The organism is Ruegeria sp. G7 (assembly GCF_056535465.1).
The window spans coordinates 1-24094 of record NZ_JBQFIL010000003.1 but is presented as its reverse complement, the minus strand read 5'-3'; the positions used below and the strand labels follow the sequence as shown (position 1 = coordinate 24094).

The 24094-nt window shown below is 56.1% G+C and carries 22 protein-coding genes and 5 pseudogenes; 16 read left to right on the top strand and 11 right to left on the bottom strand.

Translation table 11 applies throughout. From position 1 onward, the window contains the following. Positions 1 to 184: 184 nt before the first annotated feature. Both ACR3EN_RS20380 and ACR3EN_RS20375 read right to left on the bottom strand, forming a co-directional pair. Positions 185 to 1027, bottom strand: coding sequence for an SDR family NAD(P)-dependent oxidoreductase (locus ACR3EN_RS20380; protein WP_480822455.1), 843 nt, complete (start codon positions 1025 to 1027; stop codon positions 185 to 187). A 38-nt stretch (positions 1028 to 1065) separates the two neighbouring features. Then, positions 1066 to 1878: an SDR family oxidoreductase gene (locus ACR3EN_RS20375; RefSeq protein WP_480822453.1), complete on the bottom strand. Its 813-nt coding sequence runs from the start codon at positions 1876 to 1878 to the stop codon at positions 1066 to 1068. A gap of 160 nt (positions 1879 to 2038) precedes the next feature. On the opposite strand from ACR3EN_RS20375, the gene ACR3EN_RS20370 reads away from it, so the two are divergent. After that, on the top strand, positions 2039 to 2929 hold the full coding sequence (locus ACR3EN_RS20370; RefSeq protein WP_480822451.1) for an AraC family transcriptional regulator: 891 nt from the start codon (positions 2039 to 2041) through the stop codon (positions 2927 to 2929). Positions 2930 to 3606: 677 nt separating this feature from the next. Here the strand turns inward: ACR3EN_RS20370 and ACR3EN_RS20365 are convergent. Continuing rightward, a complete protein-coding gene (locus ACR3EN_RS20365) occupies positions 3607 to 4272 on the bottom strand; it encodes a Crp/Fnr family transcriptional regulator (protein WP_480822449.1) in 666 nt (221 codons plus the stop codon). Between the two features lie 152 nt (positions 4273 to 4424). On the opposite strand from ACR3EN_RS20365, the gene ACR3EN_RS20360 reads away from it, so the two are divergent. From ACR3EN_RS20360 to ACR3EN_RS20350, 3 genes are all read left to right on the top strand, one after another. After that, positions 4425 to 4913, top strand: coding sequence for a hypothetical protein (locus tag ACR3EN_RS20360; RefSeq protein WP_480822447.1), 489 nt, complete (start codon positions 4425 to 4427; stop codon positions 4911 to 4913). A 123-nt stretch (positions 4914 to 5036) separates the two neighbouring features. Continuing rightward, entirely contained in the window at positions 5037 to 6149 is a 1113-nt protein-coding gene (locus ACR3EN_RS20355; protein WP_480822445.1) for a linear amide C-N hydrolase, read from the top strand. Positions 6150 to 6535: 386 nt separating this feature from the next. Then, positions 6536 to 6808 carry an HlyU family transcriptional regulator gene (locus ACR3EN_RS20350; RefSeq protein WP_480822443.1) on the top strand — a complete coding sequence of 91 codons (273 nt, stop codon included), beginning with the start codon at positions 6536 to 6538 and terminating at the stop codon, positions 6806 to 6808. A gap of 122 nt (positions 6809 to 6930) precedes the next feature. On the opposite strand, the gene ACR3EN_RS20345 is transcribed toward ACR3EN_RS20350, so the two are convergent. Continuing rightward, positions 6931 to 7107 (bottom strand): tyrosine-type recombinase/integrase, encoded by a 177-nt coding sequence (locus ACR3EN_RS20345; protein WP_480871164.1) that lies wholly within the window; start codon positions 7105 to 7107, stop codon positions 6931 to 6933. Between the two features lie 35 nt (positions 7108 to 7142). On the opposite strand from ACR3EN_RS20345, the pseudogene ACR3EN_RS20340 reads away from it, so the two are divergent. Next, a pseudogene (locus ACR3EN_RS20340) lies at positions 7143 to 7616 on the top strand (IS5 family transposase); the annotation flags it as partial. A gap of 9 nt (positions 7617 to 7625) precedes the next feature. On the opposite strand, the gene ACR3EN_RS20335 reads toward ACR3EN_RS20340, so the two are convergent. Beyond that, positions 7626 to 8399: an N-acyl homoserine lactonase family protein gene (locus ACR3EN_RS20335; protein WP_480871130.1), complete on the bottom strand. Its 774-nt coding sequence runs from the start codon at positions 8397 to 8399 to the stop codon at positions 7626 to 7628. Positions 8400 to 8725: 326 nt separating this feature from the next. After that, the gene (locus ACR3EN_RS20330) at positions 8726 to 8938 is read right to left on the bottom strand and encodes a hypothetical protein (RefSeq protein WP_480918502.1); all 213 of its coding nucleotides are present in this window, start codon (positions 8936 to 8938) and stop codon (positions 8726 to 8728) included. On the opposite strand from ACR3EN_RS20330, the pseudogene ACR3EN_RS20325 reads away from it, so the two are divergent. The 5 genes and pseudogenes from ACR3EN_RS20325 to ACR3EN_RS20305 all read left to right on the top strand — a co-directional run. Further along, a pseudogene (locus ACR3EN_RS20325) lies at positions 8937 to 9305 on the top strand (acyl-CoA dehydrogenase family protein); the annotation flags it as partial. The gene ACR3EN_RS20330 and the pseudogene ACR3EN_RS20325 overlap by 2 nt on opposite strands. A gap of 127 nt (positions 9306 to 9432) precedes the next feature. Further along, a complete protein-coding gene (locus tag ACR3EN_RS20320; RefSeq protein WP_480918501.1) occupies positions 9433 to 10170 on the top strand; it encodes an acyl-CoA dehydrogenase family protein in 738 nt (245 codons plus the stop codon). A 3-nt stretch (positions 10171 to 10173) separates the two neighbouring features. Further along, complete coding sequence (locus ACR3EN_RS20315) at positions 10174 to 11373, top strand: CaiB/BaiF CoA transferase family protein (RefSeq protein WP_480871125.1); 1200 nt, start codon at positions 10174 to 10176, stop codon at positions 11371 to 11373. 5 nt (positions 11374 to 11378) lie between these two features. After that, positions 11379 to 12053, top strand: coding sequence for a zinc-dependent alcohol dehydrogenase family protein (locus tag ACR3EN_RS20310; protein WP_480918532.1), 675 nt, complete (start codon positions 11379 to 11381; stop codon positions 12051 to 12053). Between the two features lie 40 nt (positions 12054 to 12093). Next, positions 12094 to 12384 carry a zinc-binding dehydrogenase gene (locus ACR3EN_RS20305; RefSeq protein ID WP_480918500.1) on the top strand — a complete coding sequence of 97 codons (291 nt, stop codon included), beginning with the start codon at positions 12094 to 12096 and terminating at the stop codon, positions 12382 to 12384. A 28-nt stretch (positions 12385 to 12412) separates the two neighbouring features. Here ACR3EN_RS20305 and ACR3EN_RS20300 read toward each other — a convergent pair whose 3' ends face one another. The 5 genes and pseudogenes from ACR3EN_RS20300 to bktB all read right to left on the bottom strand — a co-directional run bounded on the left by ACR3EN_RS20300 (position 12413) and on the right by bktB (position 17668). Beyond that, positions 12413 to 13621: a glutathione S-transferase C-terminal domain-containing protein gene (locus ACR3EN_RS20300; protein WP_480918499.1), complete on the bottom strand. Its 1209-nt coding sequence runs from the start codon at positions 13619 to 13621 to the stop codon at positions 12413 to 12415. A 185-nt stretch (positions 13622 to 13806) separates the two neighbouring features. Continuing rightward, a complete protein-coding gene (locus ACR3EN_RS20295; RefSeq protein ID WP_480871121.1) occupies positions 13807 to 14916 on the bottom strand; it encodes a glutathione S-transferase N-terminal domain-containing protein in 1110 nt (369 codons plus the stop codon). Between the two features lie 63 nt (positions 14917 to 14979). Next, complete coding sequence (locus ACR3EN_RS20290; protein ID WP_480918498.1) at positions 14980 to 15663, bottom strand: aldehyde dehydrogenase family protein; 684 nt, start codon at positions 15661 to 15663, stop codon at positions 14980 to 14982. Next, complete coding sequence (locus ACR3EN_RS20285) at positions 15614 to 16411, bottom strand: aldehyde dehydrogenase family protein (RefSeq protein ID WP_480918497.1); 798 nt, start codon at positions 16409 to 16411, stop codon at positions 15614 to 15616. Before ACR3EN_RS20285 ends, ACR3EN_RS20290 begins: the two co-directional genes overlap by 50 nt. Positions 16412 to 16484: 73 nt before the next feature. Continuing rightward, positions 16485 to 17668: pseudogene (bktB, locus tag ACR3EN_RS20280) on the bottom strand (beta-ketothiolase BktB). A 210-nt stretch (positions 17669 to 17878) separates the two neighbouring features. Between bktB and ACR3EN_RS20275 the strand changes: the two are divergent. From ACR3EN_RS20275 to ACR3EN_RS20250, 6 genes and pseudogenes are all read left to right on the top strand, one after another. Beyond that, positions 17879 to 19116, top strand: a pseudogene (locus tag ACR3EN_RS20275) (CaiB/BaiF CoA transferase family protein). A gap of 36 nt (positions 19117 to 19152) precedes the next feature. After that, positions 19153 to 19947 carry an IclR family transcriptional regulator domain-containing protein gene (locus ACR3EN_RS20270; protein WP_480871113.1) on the top strand — a complete coding sequence of 265 codons (795 nt, stop codon included), beginning with the start codon at positions 19153 to 19155 and terminating at the stop codon, positions 19945 to 19947. 281 nt (positions 19948 to 20228) lie between these two features. Then, positions 20229 to 20759 carry a TRAP transporter small permease gene (locus tag ACR3EN_RS20265; protein ID WP_480871111.1) on the top strand — a complete coding sequence of 177 codons (531 nt, stop codon included), beginning with the start codon at positions 20229 to 20231 and terminating at the stop codon, positions 20757 to 20759. A gap of 20 nt (positions 20760 to 20779) precedes the next feature. Next, on the top strand, positions 20780 to 22063 hold the full coding sequence (locus tag ACR3EN_RS20260; protein WP_480918496.1) for a TRAP transporter large permease: 1284 nt from the start codon (positions 20780 to 20782) through the stop codon (positions 22061 to 22063). Between the two features lie 76 nt (positions 22064 to 22139). Beyond that, entirely contained in the window at positions 22140 to 23231 is a 1092-nt protein-coding gene (locus tag ACR3EN_RS20255) for a C4-dicarboxylate TRAP transporter substrate-binding protein (protein WP_480918495.1), read from the top strand. A gap of 212 nt (positions 23232 to 23443) precedes the next feature. Next, positions 23444 to 23761, top strand: a pseudogene (locus ACR3EN_RS20250) (integrase core domain-containing protein); the annotation flags it as partial. Between the last annotated feature and the right edge of the window lie 333 nt (positions 23762 to 24094).

The following is a 24094-nucleotide window of genomic DNA, read 5'->3' as shown; positions in this document are numbered from 1 at the left end:
GGCGGCTCTCTCTGCAATCTGTGAGTATGATCATTTCCAGGTTGCGCGAGTGCGGCGAACGGCGGCAATGCAGGCTGCGACCGCAGCATAGGAGTCGGGTGGTGAATGTCTCTTAAGGGCTGCCTCTGTGCGATTAGCTGCGCAGCGCACGAATATCGGCTTAACGACCTATTGTTGATTTCGACTATTCCGAGACCTCGTCCGCCGCGAAGGCGTCCGCATAGTCGGGATGCCAGCGTGAAAGAGCCGGGCGATTGTTGATAATATCGCCCGAGGCCCATTCAACCCGTTTGCGGTCGCGCTCTTCGGACACGTCATTGTCCGGGCAAAGAATATAGAAATCTCCGTCCGACATACGTTTCAGTAGATAGTCAATTGTCTCTTCGCTTGTCCAAGCGGCGGCAGGTTTTTCAGGCATGAACTTCGCGATCATACCAGTATAGGTAAATCCCGGCACAAACAGATGAGCGGTGATATCCACCCCGGCCTGTCGCAAGTCATGCGCCAACATCTCTGTCATGACCTTCACGGCGGCTTTGCTGGTATTGTAAGCAGGGTTTCCGGGCGGTGTGGTTATGCCCTGTTTTGACCCGGTGTTGATCACCACGGCCGGGCGCGCCGCTTTGATCATGCGCGGCAGGAAAGCGTGCACACCATTCATGACGCCAAACAGATTAACCTCTATCAGTTTGCGCCAGTTTTCCGCGTTCTCCCAACTGCCGGACGGCAAAGCGATACCCGCATTGTTCATCAGGACAGCCACCTCGCCGAGTGCAAAGACCTGATCTGCCAAAGCATTCACAGCTTTGGCGTCGGTAACATCCGTTGGAATCGCCTGAACAATTGCGGACGCCCCGGCCTGATCACGCAAGTCCACCTCAGTTCTGTCCAGGGCTTCAGCCGCCAGATCGACCAGTACAACCCCCAAACCGTCTTGAACAAAGCGTTGGGCCGCGGCCTTGCCGACGCCGCTTGCAGCTCCGGTCACAACGGCGAGGCCACCCTTATCAATTGCTTCGCGGTACATGGATCATCCTCTTTTTCTATGAGGGGCTAAGCCGCCCCTCAGGGTGCCATCTGTTGTTTAAGACCACCGATGAACGTCTCGTCATCCTGTTGTTTGCGCGCATCAAGCAGTTCCTCTGCATCAGACCCCGCGCGAAACCGCAGGCAGTCTCCGGTCTCGTTGACCGCATCCCAAATGACCTGCGCGACGGTCTCAGGTTCAGACGGCTTCGCGGCCAGCTTGCCAAACAGGCGCCCCATGGCTTCGGCCATTGGTGCGTAATCCGGCAGGTTCTCATCCATCGCAAAATCAAAGGAGCTGCCGCCAAAGTTGGTCCGGATCATTCCAGGCTGGACAATTCGGACCCGAATGCCAAGCGGCTCTAACTCGTAATGCAGCGCCTCAGAAAGCCCTTCCACTGCGAACTTGGTGCCATTATAGAGCGTGCCAAGTGGAAAGGTGATTTGTCCTCCGATGGAAGAGATATTAATAACCGTGCCTGACCGGTTCTGACGGAAATGAGGCAGAACCGCTTTGGTCATTTCCATCAAACCGAGTACGTTGGTGTCAAACTGACGCCGGATGCGATCCATCGAAAAGGCCTCTAGCGCACCGTAGGCGCCGTACCCCGCATTGTTCAGCAATACATTAATCTGCCCAAACCGTTCGATGCCAGCGCTTACAGCTGATGCGATTGAGTCTGAATCCGTCACATCCAGTTGAGTTAGATACACGTTATCCAGAGCCCCAAGATCCGTGCTGCCCGCGGGGTTGCGCATCGTCGCAATGACATTCCAACCATTCGCTTGGAAATGCCGGGCAGTTGCTGCACCAATACCGGATGACGCCCCGGTGATCAGAATGGTTTTCATATTTTGCTCCGTAAGTTCATAAGTAAACAATAGTCTTCAGAGGAGGATGTATCTTTCAGCATTCTCCATCTTTCTTGCTCAATCCTCCAGAAATAGAAGTTTTAAGTAATAGCGTTAAATGCTTCCGTGCTAACGGTGGGGGCAACGACAGGAGGCAGTCATGGGACCTCGGACTTTATTGGACTATGTTCTGGCCCTACTTGGCCATGCGGGTGTTGCGCAGGGTGCACTGACGCATAAAGAAAGCGGGACGGTTTTCCTCACCCACCCTTCGACCACCCAACATGACGCAAATGTCTATCGCCCGCTGCTGTGCGCGGTCTTGCAAGGCGCCAAAGAGGTTGGGACCAGTACCAGAACACTCACCGTGCGGGCCGGGCAGTCGCTGATCGTCAGCAATGCGCTGCCGGTTGTCTCAAGGATTACCGAGGCCACCCCCGAACGTCCTTACGTCGCGCTCGTGTTTCCCCTTGATTTGGATCTTTTGCGCACCCTGGCATCGTCACTGCCGAGGTCATCTACCCACCGTGTGTCAGATCCATTTTCGATCTGCCTCGCTGAAACCGATGGCGAAATGAAAAGCGCCCTGTTGCGGTATTTTCACCAGTGCGAAACCGAAAAGACGAGTCACATGCTGGCGCCGATCACATCGCGGGAAATCCATGCGCGCCTGCTGATCGGACAACATGGTGGCACGCTGCAAAAACTGGTGTGGCAGGAAAACACGGCCAGTCGGATTTTCGCGGCGACGCACGAAATTCGGTCCGATCTGGCTAGCCCCCTTGTCGTCAGAGAGCTTGCCGGGCGCGTGGGTATGAGCAGTTCGGCCTTCTTCCAACAGTTCAAGGCCGTCACGGGAACCTCGCCGCTGCAATACCAGAAAGACCTGCGCTTGCTTCAGGCCCGGAGTAAGCTTCAGACCACCGGCTCAAAGATCTCAGAGATTGCTTACGGGGTCGGATATGAAAGCCCAGCTCAATTCTCACGGGAATATGCCCGCAAATTCGGTCGTTCTCCAAGACAGGATCGGGTCGCGGAAACTGTCCAATAGGGCTGCAGCGATAGAACGCAAACGTTGCAACCCTGTCACGAGCCAAGGCTTTCGACCCGATAATTCCCGAAAGCGACAACTAGCGCAGCTGCGGAGAACTTGTAATTTGTCCCGCAGTTTTCCGGTTCGCCAACTTCTGGATTACGCAGCCACGGCGAATGACGGGTTCGACGAGCCGCAGCGCAGCAGAGTGAACCTTGGACCAACAGCGACTTTGGGCCTTCGAGATGGGGAACGAGCAGTACGTAGTTTAGAGGCCGTGTCTTATCCTAAGTCCGAAGAGACCCTATTGTGGACTATTCAACACTGCGATCAATGGCTGCTTCTCAGATTGTCTATGAAAGTAGACACCATCTGGATACCTTTCAGGATTATTTTCCCCGTATTCGATCCTTATTCGTCTTCTTAGTAACCGATACGTACGAGTGGCTTAGTAGAGTTGCAAAGGAGGATCGCCGCAGCAATTGAGGGTCGCCGACCCCTGGTATTCCTCATGATCCAGATGCCCAAATTACCGGATCATGCTGCGGCGAAACATCTGCGGATGTGGTAGACCTGTCTCAGGCCACACTATGATGTGCCTATAGTTTCTGGCACATGCAGGGCTGTGCTATGAAACTGGTATGTAGCGCAGGCACAGTCGAAGGCTGGGACAATTGCATTGCGCTATCAACACCTTAGTGCCGTTCGGGTAAAACTCCTGCCAAACCGCTCGCATCCGCGATTTCGACATGCCCATATTTGCGCTTGATGTATCCGAGACTTTCCAACTGCTCCAAGGCGATACCAACGCGCCTGCGTGCAATGTCGCAAAGCGATGCAAGTTCACTCTGTGAGACTGAGATCGTTCCTTCCCAACCGGGGCCCCCTGCACTCAATCTAACCAGGCATGTGGCCACCCGCGCGGTGGGGTCCTCGGTGCGCAGCATTTCGATGGTGTTAAACCCCATGCGCATGTTGGTGTTCACCATATCTGCCAGATTGCGCCAGAGAATGGGGTGGGCTTCGCATAACATCATCAAAGTGCTGCGCGTCAGCCTCAACACTTCGCTATCGCGGCCCGCGATCAGCTCGAATTTCCGGGGCTCACCCGAAAGCGCAGCCATATCTCCGATCCAACCTCCTGGACCGCCGCAGTGCAACAAAGTGCGGCCTTCGCGCAGGTGAAGCAGGTGCAGATCAATGCGACCGGAAATGACACCGTATATTCCACCGGCCTCATCCCCGGCGCGGTAAATGGATTGATCTTGCTGCAAAGTCAGCCGATCACACTTTGCGATCACTTCGCTTTTCAGATCATCGGGCGCGGAGGCCAGCCATCGTGCTTGAATCGGAGGTGCCATTCAAAAAAAATCCCAACATAGTGCAGTGCGGAACAATCTGAGCAATCGGATCGGGCAATACAAGGCGATTATTAGCGCGCATGCTTTGCGCCAAGTGGTACAACCAATTTACTTACAGGTGTCAGCATCTTCTCGTGCTGTAGGACGAACAAATGAAAGCGAAACAGCCAGATCCTGCGACGGAACGGGACATTCGGCTTTATCTGAAGAAGCACACAGAATTTCTGGTCAAGGATATGGGAATTGAAGCCGCTGGTGCGTTGACAGGCAAATCCAAAGCAACGCTGGGCCGCTACTATTCGCGAAACGCTGAGTATAGCGATAGGCTTATGCCTTTGACTTCAGTTGCTATCCTCGAACAAGTATCCAGCTTCCCGTATGTGACCGAAGCCATCAGAGAGTTTCGGGGGCACGGCGAAGAAGGAAGGCGCATTCGGCTGAACGAGCTGAACAAGCTTGGATTGCCGCATCAGATCATCGCCCTCAGCCAGCAATTCGCCAAACTAATGTCAGTTACCAACGCGGTAAACGACACCAACGCTCCGACAGCGCGCGAAGCTCAGGATACACTGAGTGAGGTTATGGCTCTGCAGCGTATCCTCGTTGACTTGAAATCATATCTCAGTGACGTCGGTGACTAGTTTAAGTGCCGACTGGTCCACATACTGCTTTGGGGGGAGGCTGGCTTGACCAGACCAATACGTAACTGAAAGACGGCCAACACTTCGAATTTCATACCATCCTGAAAAAATGGAGATTCTCTAATGGTTAGAACCAATAAACCAAATCAAATTCTACCACGCCTGAGGCTTGTGCTGCTATCGATCTGCATAGCCCTGACTGGCGGACACGCTTATGCGTGTACCGGGATCATTCTAAGCGCGGCAGATGGCGCGATTGTTCCGGCCCGGACTATGGAGTTCGGTGTTGATGTGCAGTCGGACCTGTACGCGGTACCTGCCGGAACCGAGATCACCACATTGCAGGCCAACCCCGACGAGACTGGCTTCACCTACACCACAAAATATGGGTTTCTGGGCGCGAATGCCTTTGGGTACCCGATCATTGTGGATGGTATGAATACCGAAGGCTTGTATTTCGGTATCTTCTATTTTGCAGGAGATGCTGTCTTTGGCGAGGTAAGCGATGAAAACCGCGACCGCGCGGTGTCATCGGAAGAGCTTGGGAACTGGGTTCTGGGGCAGTTCAGTTCAGTTGAAGAAGTGCGCGAGGCGATTTCGACCATCGAGTTGGTCGGCAGCCATATTGATGTCATCGGAAGCTACGCCCCGGTCCATTATACGGTCGTTGATGCGTCCGGCGCAGCGATTGTGATCGAGCAGACCGACGAGGGGCTCAAGATTTTCGACAACACAGTCGGCGTCATAACCAACAATCCAACCTACGATTGGCATCTGACCAACCTGCGCAACTATCTCAATATCCGTCCGGAAAACCGCGAACCGATCACCGTTGGCAGTGAAACACTGTCAGCCTTTGGCGAAGGGACTGGCATGCTTGGTCTGCCCGGTGATTTTACGCCGCCGTCCCGTTTTGTACGCGCGGTCGCGTTTAAGGAAACCGTCCTTCCGACAGAAACGGCAGCTGAGACAGTCTTTCAGGCGTTCCACGTTCTGAATATGTTTGACATTCCCAAAGGGGCCGTGCGTGCGCCAACGCCTGAAGGCGTTCATACAGACTATACGGTTTGGACAGCAGCCTCTAACACCCAAAACCGCGTGTATCACTTCAAGACCTACAAGTCTCAAACGGTGCAGAGTGTCGATGTCAAACAAGCGCTGGAAGGTCTGACGGCCCCCAAATTCGTGCCGTCCGAGACCGGCTTTATCATTAACGACCGAACAGGAGATTTCTAAAACGCTCCGGAATTCAAGACCACTGTGCTTCAGCCGTGGGCTGGGGCACGTTTATTCCCACTTTCCAGCCCATGTAGGAGAACGAATGACGCCAAAGTTCACAGATCGTGGGTCCGAAAATGTACGGCTTTGCATTTGTGCCGAACGACTGGAAAGCGGGCGCGACTGCAGGAGCCAAACTGATCATTCAACTTCGGCTCTGGGCCGATCCGCAAATGTGAGAATGGTGCAGAGGAAAGAGATTTCCCCGTGGATCGGGACGTTTGCGACCACGCACAGAGCGTATCACCAGATCGACGACCACTGAGGTGACAACACGATTCGCTTAACGCCTGCGCTAAGCGGCGCTAGTCTCCGGTCCCAGCAATGCTGAAAGGAGCCGCCCAATGTCCCTTTTTTCTAAACTCTTCGGTAGCAGTGAAAAGTCTGAGCTGGAGCCCGTATCGTACAAAGGGTTCGAGATTTTCCCTGACCTGATGCCCGAGGGCGGCAAGTACCGCCTTTTGGTCCGTATCGAAAAGATCATAGACGGAGATCGAAAGACCCATACGGTGATCAGGGCGGATGTCTTTGAAAGCCGGGAGCAGGCTGAAAGCTTCAGCATCGCAAAGGCGAAGCAGGTGATTGACGAGCAGGGCGGACGCCTTTTCGGCTCATAGAAGCGGTGGCTTGAAGTCCACGGTGCGATCCGCGGGCACCATGTGAATGGCTGCTGCGGTGATGCTGCGCCGCCGCATTGAGTTACATGGGCAAAGTCCGCTAAGGGCCGTCGATGTCGCAATTAGCCCAAAACGTCAACTCGCTCCAACGCTCTTAGAAGGGCATGATTCGAAACCCTCATATAGATCTCGGTTGTCTTGAGGTTCGCATGCCCGAGCAGTGCCTGAACCGCTCGGATATCGATGCCTTCTTCGACTAGCACCGACGCGACCGAGTGTCGGAGCCGGTGCGGAGCCAGGTGGGGTTCGACGATAGGCGTTTGGACAGCGCCCTTACCTGAAGGCTCATCGCACGGTGTCCGCTCTGGGCGTGAAAAAGGGAGGCGTGTACGCCTGATTGGCCCCACTAAGGGCGGTATGAACACCAAGCTGCACGCCATCTGCGACAGCCAAGAGCGCTCATGAACCTCTTTGTGACAGCCGGTCAGGTCAGCGACTACATCGGCGCACGGTTTCTCGTTGGCAGCCTGCCGAAAGTAGATTGTCAGGTCGGAGGTCGCGGCTATGACGCCGGCCGATTCAGAGAAGCGTTGAAAGACAAAGGGATATCCGCCCACTTCCACGGTCGAAAACAGCGCAGGAAACCAGCGAAGTACGACAAGCGCCGATACAAAAAAGACGCAAGCGGATCGAAATCATGTTCGCAAGGTTGAAGGTTTGGCGACGGGTCGCGATACGCTGCAACAGATGCCCAAAGGTCTGCCTTTCAGCCATCGCGCTGGCGGTGCTCGTCATTTATTGGCTGTGAGCCCTGACCCTAGTCCCACCAGCTTCCGTTTCTGGGCAACGCTTCAAACTCGGCCAATTCATGACAAAGATACAAGTCGATGCCAGCACGCTCGAGTTGCTTGATGCGCGCGCGGGACTTGTGCATCAGATCGCAGCTAAAGTCCCAAGGCATCGGAACCATAGCCTCGAATTGCTCACGGAGGTGGGCGACATCCCCACCCAGTATAAACCTCCCCCGGTTTGGCAGCGTCACAAGAAGACATTGCATTCCCGGTGCGTGGCCGGGGGATTTCAACAACTTGAAAGTGCCATCGCCAAAGAGGTCGTAGTCACCGTCAATCTCCAGGAGATTGAGCTTGTGCAGGTCGCGGAAGTCTTTTTGGGCATAGACGGCCGCATGCCAGGGGCCGGGGCAAAGTGCATAGCGGAGCTCGTCACGTTGAACGACGTGCACGGCATCCAGGAAGTCGCTCATTCCCCCTGCATGATCGAGGTGAAGGTGAGAATAGATCACATATCGGACATCGCTCTGCTTGATCCCAAGCGTGTTCAATTGGTTTTTGATGGCCATGTCTTGGGTGAATGCAACCGCGCCAAACGCTGTCTTGACGCCTTCGCCCCAGTAGGCATTCGGGCCGTCAGGTTCAGCGACTTGCTCGGCACATCCGGCGTCCCACAAAACTACACCATGTTTTGGATGATCAAAAACTCCCACAGTCGTCGGGATCGTTATCATCCCTTCAGCCATCGTCACGAGTTTCGCTTTTTCAAGCGTAAGGCTGCCGCCGTCGAAGGCGGTCATTCTTGGACCTGTCATGAAGTCTTCCTCCTCATCGCTCGCGCACCGAGATGCGCTTTGGGTGGCTGACAGTTGCAACTCCAACGCGCGCGGTAAATGAAATTTCATTTCGACAAGTGAAACGCTTGGATTGTGAGGCGCCCTAGGTCATTTTGGGGTTTGCAACTGCGGCGCTCAAAGTGAGCCAAATCACGTGCGAAAGAGCACAGGCGATGGAGGAGTGACGCTTATTTGGGTCGCTGCCTTCGCATCCCAAAGGTCTGAGATTCGTGTCGTCTGAAAAGGAGTGCGGCGTCCTGTTCGACGCCAGCTTCTCCGCAAACGGTAATCTACTGATGATCCAACCGCTGCCTTTGCAGTCCAAGCGCGCATGCTGCAACACATTGGTTGCCGCCGCCAAAACGCGATATGATGGCAATGACCTTGGCATCGGCTGCTTCCGCCTCAATGCCCGCTTCGACAGAACTGCCAAGAGCATGGCTGCTACCCATTTTCACTTGTTGAAATGCTATTTCATTTACTTCCCGGCGAACTGTCCGCATGCTTATGCGAGGGGATCGGTCTGCAACAAACGCGACCAGCGGGCTGACCGGACATGCTTGGAGTACGGCGATGAATTTTTTACTAAGCGATGAGCAATTGGCGCTGCAGGACATGGTACGGCGTTTTGCCCAAACGGAACTGCCGTCGGTTGCCAAACAGGTAGAGGTCGAAGACCGCTCACCTGGCAAAGACGTGATGAAGAAATTCGCCGATCTGGGTCTGCTTGGCGTCAACCTGCCCGCAGAATATGGCGGCGGTGGCATGAGCCATTTCGATGCCGTCCTGGTGCTTGAAGAGGTCGCCAAGATTTCGATTGGGGTCGCGTTCCCGATCTTCGAAAGCTGCTTTGGTCCGGCGCTGGCAATTGCGAATTTTGCGCCCGAAGCAATGCGCAAGCGCGTTTTGCCAAGAGTCTGCGCTGGCGAGATGGTCGTCGCGGTGTCAATGTCGGAACCCTCGGCGGGCACGGCACTGACAGATCTGAAAACGCGCGGTGATCAATGGCGACACAGTCATTCTGAATGGCACCAAGCGCTGGTGTTCGGGCGCAGGGCACGCGGATGCCTACGTCGTCTATTGCCGCCTTTCGGACGATCCTGGCGCAAAGGGCATCGGAGCTGTGCTGGTAGAAAAAGGCACAGACGGGTTCTCTTTCGGCGCTCAGGAGCGGCATATGGGGTTCCGCGGTGTGAACAGCGCCGACATGTATTTCGACAATGTCGAAGTATCCGCTGACAATATCATCGTTCCCGCCGGCGGCTTTAAAAAGCTCATGGAAGCCTTCAACCTTGAGCGCTGCGGCAACACCACCATGAGCATCGCAGTCGCGCAATCGGCCTTCGACTACGTGCTGGACTATGTGCAAGAGCGCGAACAGTTCGGAAAGCCCTTGGTCGATTTCCAAGCCGTACAACTGTCACTGGCCGAGATGAAGATGAAGTTGGACGCGTCGCGCCTGCTTTTGTACCGGGCCGTCGTGAACGCGCAAAGAAGTCTGCCCTCGGCGCAGGAAAGCCCAATTGCGAAATGCTTTGCCAACGAGATGACGCGCGAAGTGACTGGACAGGCCATGCAACTGATGGGTGGATACGGGTATTCAACGCAATACCCGATCGAGCAGAAACTCCGAGACAGCTGGGGCTGGGGCATCGCGGGCGGCTCGATTGATGTTCAAAAGACCAACATCGCTTCCGCACTTGTCGGACGTCGCTTCAACCAACGGGCCAAGTAACCCGTGTCGCAGGATTCACCCCTCAGCGGATTGCGCGTCGTTGATCTCACGACAACGATTTATGGTCCCTATGCCACTCAATTTCTTGGTGATTTAGGCGCAGATGTCATCAAGGTTGAAGCTCCGGCTGGCGACCCGGTCCGGTTTGTGGGCCCAGCGAAGAACCCCGGTATGGGCGCCCTTTTCTTGGGCGCCAACCGCAACAAGCGAAGCATTGTGCTCGACCTCAAGAATGACGGCGATAAGGACGTATTGTGGACGTTGATAGGAACTGCCGACATCCTGGTGCACAACATGCGACCCCAGAAGATGGCAAAGCTGGGGTTTGGCCCCGCGGCGGTGCTTGAGCGGTTCCCGGAACTTGTCTACGCGGGTCTGCATGGGTACGGCGAAACCGGCCCTTATGCCGAGCGGCCAGCCTATGATGACGTCATTCAAGGAGAGGCCGGGACAGCGGAGACGTTCCGCCTACGCGATGGCGCGCCCGCTCTGATCCCCTCGATTGCGGTGGACAAGGGTACGGCGACCTTCGCGACCACGGGCATCCTGGCGGCGCATATCAAGCGCCAGGCCACAGGCAAGGGTGTTTATGTCGAAATCCCCATGTTTGAATCCATGGTTGGGTTGAACTTCGTCGAGCATCAATATGGAGGCATGTTCAAGCCCGCGGAGTCGGAGTATGGCTATCCGCGGATGTTGTCTGAGTTTCGGCGGCCCCATCAAACCTCGGACGGCTATATATGCATGCTTGCCTACACCGACCGACAATGGGCGGCTTTCTGGGGGCTTACCAGTCGCCCAGAACTGGCCGAAGATGCACGCTTCAAGGAGATGAAGACGCGCAGTCAGCACATCGGGTTGATCTACGAAGAAGCGGGCAAGGAAATGCGCTCCCGAACGACCGAGGACTGGCTGACGTCGCTCGCCGCGAACGATATTCCTGCCGGGCCGGTCAACACGCTTGACGATGTACGGCGCGATCCGCATCTGAACGCAATCGGTTTTTTCGAGCATTTCGACCACGAGACCGAAGGTCCGCTGGATGTTCCGGGATCGCCGTTCCGATTTGACAACGAGCGACCCAGAATGAGGCGAGGGCAACCACAGCTGGGTGCCGACACTGCGTCCGTCTTGCGCGAAGCCGGCGTCGACGAGGAAACCGTCCGAGCCGTCATCGCCCGCAACGGGGAGACATCATCGTGAAGGCAATGCAGATCGAAGGGGATTGGGGAACCGCCAACATCCGTCAGGCGACGAAACCTGATCCTGTGCCTGGCCCAGGCGAAATCGTCATCGACATCGAAGCGATCTCGATCAATCCGCGTGACAAGGTCATGTCTGAGGGTGGCTATGGCAAGCGTGGCGGCAGCCTTCCTCTTGTCCCTCTTTGTGATGGGGCTGGGCGTGTCAGCGCTCTTGGCGATGGCGTGAGCGACGTGGCGTTGGGGGATCTGGTGATCCCGTCCTATTCGCGAACATGGATGTCGGGGACGTTTCAGTCGAGCAGTTTCACCGGTGCACATGGCGGCCCATTGGACGGGATGGCGCAGGAAAAGATCCTGATCCCGGCGGCTTGTGTGGTCAAAGCGCCCGCGCATCTGAGCGCGCGTGAAGCAGCGACCTTGCCCTGTGCGGCGGTGACCGCGTGGAATGCGTTGATCGCGCAGGGTCAACTTCAGGCGGGGCAGGTTGTCCTGCTACAAGGAACCGGCGGCGTTTCGCTTTTCGCATTGCAGATTGCCAAAGCAATCGGGGCGCGGGTGATTATAACATCGTCCTCGAATGAAAACTGGAACGTGCCCGCGCGCTCGGGGCGGATGACACGATCAACTACCGTGAGACACCTGATTGGCACAATGCATCTCGCGAGATCACAAAGGTGAGGGGATCGACCATATCATCGAGATCGGCGGCGCAAAGACAATGGCCAACTCCCTTCGAGCGATCAAGCCGAGTGGTGTCTTGAGCCTGATTGGCATTCTTGGCGGAGCCAAACCGGAACTAGAGTTGGCGCGCGTCGTGACACGAAATGTCCGCCTTCAGGGCGTGACCGTAGGAAGCCGCGAGATGCTTGCCCATCTTGTCCGCGCGATGGAAGTCAACGCGATCCACCCGGTGATCCATGACACGGAATTCGCCTTTGATGCGGTCGGAACGGCGCTGGATGATCTGTCCAAAGGTGCACATTTTGGCAAAGTCGTTTGCACGCTTTGAGTGTTGCGATGGAATCTATGCCGGCGCATTAAAGTGCCTGGTCTCGCGATAGCTGAGAGGCACGGGCGGGGCCTTTTTGCAGGGGTGGCGCAGCGTAAAGCATGGCCCCGCGGCGTTTCACGCGGCAGTTCGACAAGCGCTCGTTCAACTCCAGAAGCTCAGCACCATTGGGCCATTGGGCAAGAAATCCCTTTAGGGCCGTGCGCCCGCCATTTGCGCAGCACGCATCGATGTAATCGCTGAGCCGCTGAAGCATCCAAATGTGGTTGGGGACCAACATACGCTGGCTCCGGACGCCGCCAATTTCGAAGGACACCGTTAGGGGGCCATCACCCCGCTGAGCGTCCTCAAACCCATTGGAAGCCATGAAGGACTTGTGGGGCAGCGGGTCGCCAGGATTGACGTCATGGGAGGCATAAAAAGCGGCTAGCCGATCCATTGAATTGCGCAGCACCGGCCAGAATTCGTCAAAGAAAACAGCCAGCAAGGACGAAAGACTCTCGGGCACCGTGTCATCGGCCAGCACCTTGCCATCATCTGAGGACGCCGGTCTGGGCTCGAGTTTGCCACCGTCGTTGACGACATAGATCTTCTGCACATAACCGAGCGCATTGAGGTCGTTGGCCCCATAGGTTCGCTCGACCCACTCTGCGACGAGAGGGAAACGGGTGCGCAACTCGACGCCTGGAACGGGATCGCGATAGATATGGGCGTAGAGCGGCGCAAGCAGGCCAAAATCACCGACCGACGGCGCCCCGCCAAGGGTGAAATCGTGATGATCCAGGTGGGCTTCGAAGGCTTCCATCATACGAATGTAGCTATCGTAGAAGGCCTGTTCGGTTTCCGGGTTGATACCCATGTCGCGCAGACCGGCGAGCGGGCCACGGGTGACGTCGTCGGGGCGGTCGATGCCCAGGACACTTTTGAACATTCTCTTTGCCAATGCGCGGCGGCGGCGCGGACGGCACATCGGGCGGAAGATCGCGCTCCACTGCTGAGCATTGAACTCGATATGGTTTTCCGTCGACGCGTCCAATGCATAGTGCCAGCGCGCCCAGAACCCGTAGTTAATGAGCCATTCATCGCCCAGAAATTCTAACAGGAGCGAGGCGACGAGTTGCCTGGGCGACGATATCTCGGGCACTATGCGCGGCTCAGGGTGCACGCGATCAAGGTGATCCATGATTTCGCTGGAATCCAGCAGCCATTGCCCGTCCGGCGTCTGCAGCTGTGGCAAAGGGTGGAGCCCGTGTTTTTGAGCAGGAAGTTAAAGACAATATCCGTCGTGGCCAGAATGTCCTCGTAGCCTTCGGGCAGGGCGCCTGTTTTCTGTTTGTACTTCAGAGCCGCCCGCACTTTGCCGGAAAAGTAACTGATCTCACGCGAGAATAATCGGTACATGGTGTCCTCGGATTTGATTGCTCAGTTGGACGGAAAGGCGCGGTTCAACTTTGGTTGCGGCGGATGCGCCTGATTGGGGATGGGCTGCGCATGACCCTCGGCGTCCCTGAAATGGGCCAGAAGACCGACTTCATCCAACACCCCGTCCAGCAGATCATTGCGCAGCGCTTGATAGCGTGAAATCAGGACGCCGCGAGATCGGCGGGTGTAATCGGGCAGCGGAACGGGCGCTTCGTTGCCAAAGGCAGGGGCGGCGCCCTGGTCAAGTGCCGCCGTGATCCAAGGGGTGTAGTACATGGCGAGCGGTCGGATGAGAGCGACAAGGTCGTCCCGCATCCCGCCGGCATCCTGCCAGTTTCCGAAGCTGGTTTCTTCGGGCTCGGATAGGAGATGGGTATAATGCACCACTTCAGGCGCTGTGACATCGACCAGCTTGCGGCAGGAGACATCGCTTATGAAATGCGCGGAGTTACCGCCATAGAGCGCGATATCTGCCAGAGCGGGTCGGTCGCCGAACAGAAAGCGGTACTTGCGCACATGGGCGCCAAGTGCCGTCATCCAGGGCACGATTTCGGCGTCGATCCACGTTTGCATCATGGACTGGGGTAGGCCGAATTCGATGCAGGACCCAATCATGCGGTCCATTATGTTTTGCCGGACGGTTTCACAGTCTTGCTCGACAAAGACAGTATAGTCGCGGGCAAGGTCCCAACCGGCCTGCATCGCATTTTCGGCGTCATACCAGCGCCACGCCACGGCCGGCCGGTAGAGCCATTCGTCCGAATAGTCGTTGAGCAGGTGGCTCAGAAAGCTCAGCGTCGGGTCGTCTGGCGTGACACACCTGTCGGGGTAAACGGCATCGAGGTGCAAGATGATGGCGGTGGAATCCCACCAAATCTGGTCGGTTTGAGTTTCTACAACGGGGATACCACCCGGCCAGCCCGCATCACTCAGATGTGGCAAGGTACTGTTTCGGCGAAGACGCCAAGGGAGGCCCTTATACGTCATGTAGCCGATGACTTTTCGCGTGAAATAGGACTTTGTGCGACCGTAGACGCGAAAAAACGGTGTCTCTCCAACTGTCAGAACCCACTCCTCCCTTGAGTTTCTCGGGCCTAGATGGCCGTTCAACAAATCATGCTTTGATCCTGTTCGATTTTGGCACGTGCGTCCTGTGCCGGTGAGCGGTTTGCTTCAGCCGACATCTGAATTCACATACGTCGTTTTGCGTTCCGTGAAGAACTCAATCGCTGCATAGCCTTGTTCCTTACCCCCAAAACCACTGGAATGACGGCCGCCGAAAGGCACGTGAAAGTCTAGTCCAGCGGTTGGTGCATTCACCATCACGAGACCAGAGCGCGACTGCTTTCGAAAATACTCTGATTTCGCGAGCGACGTTGTGCAAACGCCGCTCGACAGACCGAACTCCGTATCATTGGCGATCGACACCGCGTGTTCGAAGTCGTCGGCGGTAATGACGGCAGCAACCGGGCCAAAGATCTCTTCCCGGCAGATACGCATATCGTTGGTTGCGTTCACGAAAAGCGTCGGCTCTAGGAAATACCCTTCATTCGGTAGATCACGCTTGCCTTGTGCTGTTGCGATCTCGGCCCCTTCCTGTTTTCCGATCTCGATGTAGTTCTGGACGATCCCGCGTTGCGTCTCAGAGGCTGATGGGCCGATCTCGGTCCCTTCTTCAAGCGCGTCGCCTACTTTCAGCGCATCAGTCTTGGCTGTCAGTTTTGTGACGAATTCGTCGGCCACGGCGGCTTCGACAATCAGGCGGCTGGAAGCCGTGCATCGCTGGCCAGTCTGGTAAAAAGCGCTATCAAGCGCACAGTTGACGGCAACTTCCATGTTCGTGTCGGAGGCGATCACCAGCGGGTTTTTCCGCCAAGCTCGAGCTGGCATTTTTCATCTGCTCAGCGCAGCGTCGCAAAATCGCCCGTCCGGTCCTGTTCGAACCAGTAAAGGTGATCGCGTCGCAGCCATCCACGACGCTGTCGCCGATTTCGGACCCAAAGCCAGACACCAGGTTGACCACGCCCGGTGGTAGGCTGGCGTGATCGACGGCTGAGACAAGGGCGTGCGCCATTGCCGGCGTAAGCTCGGCTGGTTTGAAAACGACCGTGTTACCATAGGCCAGAGCGGCCGACATCTTCCACGCGGGAATAGCAATCGGGAAATTCCATGGTGTGATAATCCCAACAACCCCAACCGGTTCGCGACTGGCCATGACGCTGAAGCCGGGTCTGAGACCGGGCAACAGTTCGCCGGGTGCCCTGAGAGTTTCTGCCGCGAAGTACGAGAAGCACTGCGCGGCGCGACGCACCTCAGCGATACCATCGGCGCGGATCTTGCCTTCCTCGCGCGCAAGAAGTTCGCCAAATGTCTCCGCGTTCGCTGCAAGGTATCTTGCGACGCCGTCGAGGCAATCGTGGCGCACCATTGGGGTTGCATTGGCCCAGGCCGGTAGGGCTTTGCGGGCCGCTTCGATGGCCTCTTCGACTTGGGAATTATCTGCGACAGCGAAACGGCCAATGACATCGGAAGGACGAGACGGGTTCAGGTTCCGTTCGACAACACCGGAGGCGCGCCATTGCCCGTTGATATAGTTCTTTGTCATTTTTTCTCCCTCACTGAAGATTGAGGTCGGGAAGGTGCCACGAAAGAGCAGCAGCCTAGCCGGGCGTTGGATGTCAGGACCGAAGGTTCTCTACGATGAGGGCAATTCCCTGTCCGCCGCCGATGCACATGGTTGCGGCGCCGTATTTGCCGCCCGTACGCATAAGCTCATAGAGAAGTTTGGTGGTGATGATCGCGCCACTGGCCCCGATGGGATGCCCGATTGCGACCGCGCCGCCGTTAGGGTTGACTTTTGCCGGGTCCAGGCCGAGTTGCTCGGTCACAGCGCAGGCTTGAGCGGCGAAGGCCTCGTTGGACTCCACAACGTCCAGGTCGTCAACGCTTAACCCGCGCGGGCCAGCGCTGTCTGCATCGCAGGGACCGGACCCATCCCCATGTACCTGGGGTCCACGCCTGCGTGCCCATAAGACAGGACGCGCGCCAGCAGAGAGATATCCTTGTCACGGGCCGCGTCAGCGCTCATCAAAACGAGCGATGCTGAGCCGTCATTGATCCCGGACGCGTTGCCCGCCGTGACCGCGCCATCCTTTTTGAAGACAGCACGCAGCTTGGCCATGTCTTCGAAGGAGGCGTTGGGGCGGACATGTTCGTCGGTGGCGAAAACTCTCTCCCCCTTACGGGTCTTTAGCACAACGGGAATGATCTGCTCTTCGAAGTACCCTTTTTCGATTGCTGTGCTGGCTCGCCGATGGCTTTCGACGGCAAACTCATCCTGCTTTTGCCGCGTGATCGCGTATTTCTCGGCCACATTCTCGGCCGTAATTCCCATATGCCCATGACCAAACGGGTCGTGGAGGGCCGCAGTCATCATGTCGACCGCCTGTGTGTCACCCATCTTTTGACCCCAACGTGCGGCGGGGATGACATAACCCGAGCGGCTCATGCTTTCGGTTCCGCCGACCAAAACACAATCGGATTCTTTCATGCCGATGGCCTGGATACCCGAGACAATTGCCTGCAGCCCCGACCCACACAGCCTGTTCACGGTCAGTGCTGAGGCGGCTTCCGGCGCGCCGGCTCCGATGGCGATTGTGCGCGAGACATACATATCGCGCGGTTCCGTATGAATGACATTTCCGTAAAAGACCTGCTGTATCTCAGCGGCTTCAATGCCCGCGCGTTCAATTGCGGCCTGGGCCGTCAGAACCCCCATGTCCGTCGGCGACAGATCTTTCAAAGAGCCTCCGAAGCCTCCAACTGCGGTGCGCGCGGCTGATGCAATTACGATGTCTTCCATGGTCGTTCCCCAAGCCCGGATCAGACGTGCTAAACAGACTTTTGCCTCGGTCGATCAGTGCCTTCCGGCACAGCAGAAAGGCAGCGGAAACCCGCATCTCCTTGGATGTCGATTTTGTTGCACGTTCTGCAAATTCGATCTTTCCAAGTCTGTCTAGTTTTCGCTAACATGTAAATGAAACAATATTTCACTTATTGAAATGAGGTGGCCATGAGACTAAATGAGGCGCATGTCGGAGCTCTTGCCGGTGTCCGGGTTCTGGACCTTAGTCGAATCCTGGCCGGCCCGTGGTGCACGCAGATCCTTGGCGATCTCGGCGCGGACGTCGTAAAGATTGAGTCCCCCGCAGGTGGGGACGATACGCGGAGATGGGGGCCACCCTACACGCACAAGGAAGACGGAACGCGGGCAGACGCCGCCTATTTCGCGTGTTGCAATCGAAACAAGCGCTCCATGTGCTTGGACTTTACCGATCCCAAAGATGCTGACCTCGTCCGGCAGTTGGCGGCCAATGCCGACGTGATTGTAGAGAACTTCAAGCTTGGAGGGCTTGCCAAGTACGGTCTCGACTACGGCTCTCTCAAAGAAATCAATCCCAGCATCGTCTATTGCTCGATCACAGGCTTTGGTCAGGATGGACCATACGCGCATCGCCCAGGATATGACTTCCTTATCCAGGGCATGGGCGGACTAATGAGTATCACGGGCGCTCCAGACGCTATGCCCGGTGGCGAACCGACGAAGGTGGGCGTGGCAGTGTGCGACTTGTTCACCGGAATGAATGCGGTCACCGCTATTCTGGCGGCGCTCTATCATCGACAGATCACAGGCGTCGGGCAGCATATCGACTGTTCGCTGCTCGACAGCCAGGTTGCCATGTTGGCGAACCAGGCGTCCAACTGGCTAAACGGCGGCCAGGTGCCCGGTAGGCTTGGTAACAGTCACCCCAATGTGGTACCCTACACTGTGTATCCGGTGAAATCGGGGCATATCATTATCAGCTGTGGCAATGACCGACAGTTCGTTCGGTTGTGCACGGCGCTGAGCCTCGAAGAACTGGCGGACGACCCTCGTTTTGCAAGCAACGAGGCAAGGATCAAGAACCGCGAAGCCATTGATGCTGCGATTGCTAACGCCACCACGCAGCTTGAAAAGACGAGGTCATCAAGCTCTTGGAGATGGCTGGCGTGCCCTGCGGGCCAATCAACACTGTGCCGGAGGTCTTTGAGGATCCGCAGGTAATGTCTCGTGGTATGCAGATCAGCCAGAGGCGAACAGATGACACAGTCTTTAAGACAGTCGCATTCCCCGCAAAGCTCTCTGCCACGCCAGCAAGCTACCGAAGGCCGCCACCGGAGTTGGGCGGTAACCAACAACAAGTTCTTGACGACTGGCTCGGGAAAACCGAACTAGTGCAGTCTACGCAGACCTCTGTGGCCAATGACTAGTGGCGTCCCCGCTGCCTGAACAGGACGAATGAAAAAATGGTATCCTACAAACCAGTGACAGCCGCCTTGCGGGTTCTAGAGGTTCTTTCCTCTGTCAATCGTCTTGATGGGAAGGCAACTGTCGGCAGCATCCACTATCAGACCGGGATAGACAAATCTACAATTGTCCGGATGTTGGAGACGCTCATCAGCGCTGGCTATGTTGTTCGCAATGAGGCCTCAGCCATTTATCGGGTAACCGGTAAATCCATGTCCCTCAGTTCTTCTTACGATAGGAAGCTTGTATTCGTCGACATTCTAACCCCCATCCTGGGGGAGTTTCGCGAAGACATCGGATGGCCTTCGGACGTCGCTCTTTTGGATCATGATGCAATGGTCGTGGTTGAGACTTCGCGGGCATCCGGCCCGCTTTCGTTCAACCGTTCTACGGGTTATCGCGCACCGCTTCTAGGCACTAGTCTGGGCTTGGCTTACATCGCTTATTGTTCGCCCGAAAGGCAGGCAGAAATTTTGGATTGCATTCCGGATGACGGCGCACCTTGGAATGATCTAAAGAAAGATCGAGAAGCCTTCAGCGCCCGGATGCATGAGGTGCGTGAGAAAGGCTTTGCGACGATGGACGCTGCCTATTCTCAACGCGAGTACTCTAACCGCATCTTTAGCATTGGCGTTCCCATTCGAAACGAGGAGCGCGTCTTTGCTTCGATAAACGTCATTTATTTGAAGCAGACCATGAGCCCCGAGCGGGCCCAAGATATGATCCTGCCAAAGCTTGTGCAGGTGTCCGAACAAATGTCGACGGCGTTGGCGTATCGTGCGGAACCTGGCTAGGCCACAAGCTCAGAGTTAAGGCTTCGCCCTTGATGGCGACATGCCCTGAGGGTTCCAAGCGGCTGACGCTAAACTGGTCTGCCGATTCAAGATTCCGCACTTCAGAAGTGATATTTTTGTATCTTTTCAGATTCTTAACTTTTGTTTCATCTGTTGAAATTTAATTTCATTTACTTTCGACCCTTTCCTGTAGACCCTGTTGTAGAGGAACCCTGCGAGAGTTCGCGGGAACAGGGAGGAAGGCATATGCCGACCGGCATTTTGCTGGCCCTCGGGTCGGAATGTTAACGCTTTCAATCAAAAGGGCGACGGTCGCGCTTGAGTGGGTTGCCGTCATCACCCTCATCCTGATGGCCGTTCACGTATTGGCCGACGTTGTGGGCCGTCAGATTTTCGGGCAGCCGGCGCCGGCGACAACTGAAGTCGTCGCGTACTATTACATGGTCGCCGCTGTATTCCTGCCGCTTCCATTCGTCGAGCTTCGAGACCGTTCGATCTCTGTCGACTTGTTCTACAACATGTTCCCCTCAATGATGCGGCGGTTCTCAGACGTTGTCGCCAATGCGGCCGGGATGCTGTTCTGGGGGATGTTGACGGCCAAAGCATTCACCGACGCAATCGAAGCCTTCGAAAAGGGCGAAATGGTGGACGGCACCTACACCGTTCCAATTTGGCCGATGCGCTTTGCGCTACCGATCGCTTTCGGCTTGGCGACAATTGTAGTTGCAATGCGAATTTTCCAGAATGGTACTCCGGACAACGAAGTAGATTCCGTTTTGCCTAATGAAAGTGGGCCCAAAAATGGAACTTGATCGCTTCGAAATCGGCTTGCTTGGCATTGGCGCTGCACTTCTGCTCATGGCGTTGCGAACGCCCGTGGGTGTCGTGTTGGGTTTGGTTTCGTTTTTCGGATCTCAGCCCTTACTTCGACAAAGGCGGCCTGGAGCATTTTGACAGGAATCCCTTTGCGTTCATCACCAATTGGAATCTCTCTGCGGTGCCCATGTTCCTCCTGATGGGATACATCGCAAGCCAGACCGGCCTGACTTCGGGACTGTTTGCGGCGGCACGCATATTCTTGGCCCGTCTTCCGGGCGGTCTGGCGTCTTCTAGCGTGATCGCGTCTGCTTTGTTCGCTTCGGCTTCAGGTTCTAGCGTAGCGACTGCAGCTGCATTCTCGCGCATTGCGGTCCCCGAGATGTTGAAAGCCAAGTACGAGCCTGGGCTGGCCTGCGGCGCAGTTGCGGCTTCGGGAACTTTGGGGTCGCTGATCCCACCATCTATCCTTCTTATCCTCTATGGAATTTTTACAGAGACTTCGATCTCACAACTCTTTCTGGCTGGCTTGATCCCGGGCCTCGTCTCGGCCGCTATCTACATCGCCATGATTACAATGCGGGCCAAGTTGAACCCTGCCTTGGCGCCGACCTCTTCGGAACAATACAGCTGGTCACAGAAAGCCGCCGCAATACGCGACATCTGGCCATTGCCAACGCTGATCGCAGGTGTGATGGGCGGCATCTTCTTTGGATGGTTCACACCCACGGAAGCGGGTGCGATCGGGGCCGGGCTCGCCACACTCATAGCCTTGTTGCGCGGAACTTTGACGCTGGCGGTGATCCGCCGCGCTTTGATCGATACCGCAGAGGGCACCTGCACGATTTTCATTGTCGCCGTTGGTGCTGCAATGTTTGCCCGTTTCTTGAATCTTGCGCGGGTGCCCGATGAATTGGCTTCGATGCTTCTGCCGATCGCAAACGATCCGATCACATTGATCATCTTGCTGGGCCTGCTGTTCATCATTCTGGGAATGTTCGTCGAGAGCATCTCTCTCATGCTCTTGGTTATTCCGATTGCGACGCCGCTCCTGACGGCAATGGACATCAACTACATCTGGTTCGGGATCATCATGGTCAAGCTGCTCGAGATCGGCCTGATCACTCCGCCCATTGGGCTGAATGTTTTTGTGATGCGAAGTGCCATGGGTTCGACCATCCCGCTCACGACGATGTTCCGCGGCACATTCTGGTTCCTTGGAATGGACTTCTTGACTCTCGCGCTGCTGATCGCAGTTCCGGGTCTCACGCTGTTCCTGCCGACACTGATGACTAACTGACCGCGCTCAAACCGGCGCACCTGACAACAATGGAGGATTGCAAATGAAAATGAAGCTACTTGGAGCCGTCTCAGCCTTGACGCTTGCCGCATCGGGTTTGGCTGCCGAAACGCTGACGATCACATCGTGGACAGGCGAAAAACACCCGTTCTCTGTTGACTACATCGACTTCGTTGATCGTGTGTCCGAGAAAGCCATCGGTGACATCGAATTTGACCTCTTTGTTGGGGGGGCTTTGCTGCCACCGAATGCCGTGCTTGCCGGGATCCGGGACGGTGTGGCTGACATTGGCAATAACGTTGGGGCCTATACTCCAGCCGATTTGCCGATCAACAATCTGCTGAATGACGTCTCCTTTGCCTGGTCCGACAGCATTGCTGCAGGCATTGCCATGACCGAAATCACGCTGATGAACGAAGCCGCTCGGGAGGAGTGGGAAAGTCAAGGCGTAGTCTTTATCAACGGTTGGAGCACGCCCGTCTACTACCTGGCTTGCGTCAAGGATATCCAGACGGCTGACGATCTGAAGGGAATGCGGATCCGGACCGCTGGTGGTGCTCATGTCGAGTGGGCGAACTATGTCGAGGGTACGCCTGTCTCTGTCCCGTTCCCGGATGTTTACTCGGGTCTGCAGCGTGGCTCGATCGACTGCGTCATGATGAATGCCTCGGACATGGGGCAGGGTTTCCAGATCGCGGAGGTTGCGGACAACTTCACGCTCCTGTCTCTGGGTACCCATACGTCGGGCGTTCAATATATGATGAACCAGTCTACATGGGCGGGCTTGTCTGTTGACGTTCGTGATATGCTCTTGCGTGAATTCGCCCGTCAGTTGGTGCGCTTCCAGCTGAATTATCGCGTTTTGGAAGAAGCGGGCATGCAGGCTGCGCGTGACCACGACGTCGATATTCGCGAACCGGACGCGTCTTTGGTGGAGTCCCTCGCGGCTTTCCGCGACGGCTACTATGCAAGCCTTGCCAACACCACGGAGGACAAGCGCGGGATCGATCCTGCACTGTCTCAAACACTTATCGATCAGTATCAGTCGGTCTATGACAAATGGGTTGGGCTTCTTGCAGATGTCGATCCGACCGACGAGGAAGCGATCGTCAGCCTTGTGGAGCAAGAGATCTACAGCAAGCTCGATCCGACGACATTCGGTCTATGATCGACGACGACAAGCGGTTGATATCCTGACCGTCTTTCGGTTGGGCAAACAGCAGAAAAACAATCCTGCCCCCCTATCTGGAGGGCCGGATTTCGCATCTTAGCGGCCTTTGAATCGGAGTTCTCGTTTGTTCCGGAACGCCGAACAGCCCTCCGAAAAATCCTCCGTTGCAGTCATGGCTCTGAACGCCAGGCGGTCTTTCTCTATCCCTGATGCTGGTCTCGGACAATGGGAGGGAACTGACATCGAACACGATGCCGAAATGGCAGGAAGAACGCAAAGTCGGCTGGCACTACATCGCGCCGGGCAGGCCCATGCAGAATGGTCCTGTGGAAAGCTTCAATGGTCGAATGCGCGAGGACTGTCTCAACGAATACCTGGTCCCGCGTCTGCGCAACCCCCGCCGAACGATTGCGGCATGGCGCGACAGCTACAATCAACACCGCCCACATTCGAGCCTCGACGGGCTTACCCCGTGGGAGTATCACCGACGATCACGCGAGGATCACACCCTGGACAGAGTTAACTGAAAAACGCGGTCTCCAAGGGGATCAGGAAAAAAAGTCCACCGTACGCGAAACTCTCCTCGGGATGCCATGAGATATCAGTGAGCCAAAAGGCCCCAACAACGCTTACGTGCAGTCACATTGCCGATTTCTCTTGGCCTTACAGAGCAGTAGGCTGAGGCAGTTGCATTTCTGCATATGGCATTTCGCGGGAACGGCGGGGTCGTACAAGGGCGACTACCGTCTTTCTCAATCCGGTTGGCTGGGGCTCAGCGCACCTAGAAGTTTTCGCCGAGATGTGTGGTCAGCCGTTCAAAGTCCGCTTCGATTTCCGGGTTCTTCATCACGTCGTAGCAT

Coding starts and splice junctions, on each gene's coding strand:
- ACR3EN_RS20350 (WP_480822443.1), top strand. CDS start 6,536: ATGTCCCTTTTTTCTAAACTCTTCGGTAGCAGTGAAAAGTCTGAGCTG.
- ACR3EN_RS20310 (WP_480918532.1), top strand. CDS start 11,379: ATGCAGATCGAAGGGGATTGGGGAACCGCCAACATCCGTCAGGCGACG.
- ACR3EN_RS20330 (WP_480918502.1), bottom strand. CDS start 8,938: ATGCGGACAGTTCGCCGGGAAGTAAATGAAATAGCATTTCAACAAGTG.
- ACR3EN_RS20355 (WP_480822445.1), top strand. CDS start 5,037: ATGGTTAGAACCAATAAACCAAATCAAATTCTACCACGCCTGAGGCTT.
- ACR3EN_RS20365 (WP_480822449.1), bottom strand. CDS start 4,272: ATGGCACCTCCGATTCAAGCACGATGGCTGGCCTCCGCGCCCGATGAT.
- ACR3EN_RS20360 (WP_480822447.1), top strand. CDS start 4,425: ATGAAAGCGAAACAGCCAGATCCTGCGACGGAACGGGACATTCGGCTT.
- ACR3EN_RS20335 (WP_480871130.1), bottom strand. CDS start 8,399: ATGACCGCCTTCGACGGCGGCAGCCTTACGCTTGAAAAAGCGAAACTC.
- ACR3EN_RS20380 (WP_480822455.1), bottom strand. CDS start 1,027: ATGTACCGCGAAGCAATTGATAAGGGTGGCCTCGCCGTTGTGACCGGA.
- ACR3EN_RS20270 (WP_480871113.1), top strand. CDS start 19,153: ATGGTATCCTACAAACCAGTGACAGCCGCCTTGCGGGTTCTAGAGGTT.
- ACR3EN_RS20370 (WP_480822451.1), top strand. CDS start 2,039: ATGGGACCTCGGACTTTATTGGACTATGTTCTGGCCCTACTTGGCCAT.
- ACR3EN_RS20375 (WP_480822453.1), bottom strand. CDS start 1,878: ATGAAAACCATTCTGATCACCGGGGCGTCATCCGGTATTGGTGCAGCA.
- ACR3EN_RS20285 (WP_480918497.1), bottom strand. CDS start 16,411: ATGACAAAGAACTATATCAACGGGCAATGGCGCGCCTCCGGTGTTGTC.
- ACR3EN_RS20265 (WP_480871111.1), top strand. CDS start 20,229: ATGTTAACGCTTTCAATCAAAAGGGCGACGGTCGCGCTTGAGTGGGTT.
- ACR3EN_RS20305 (WP_480918500.1), top strand. CDS start 12,094: ATGGCCAACTCCCTTCGAGCGATCAAGCCGAGTGGTGTCTTGAGCCTG.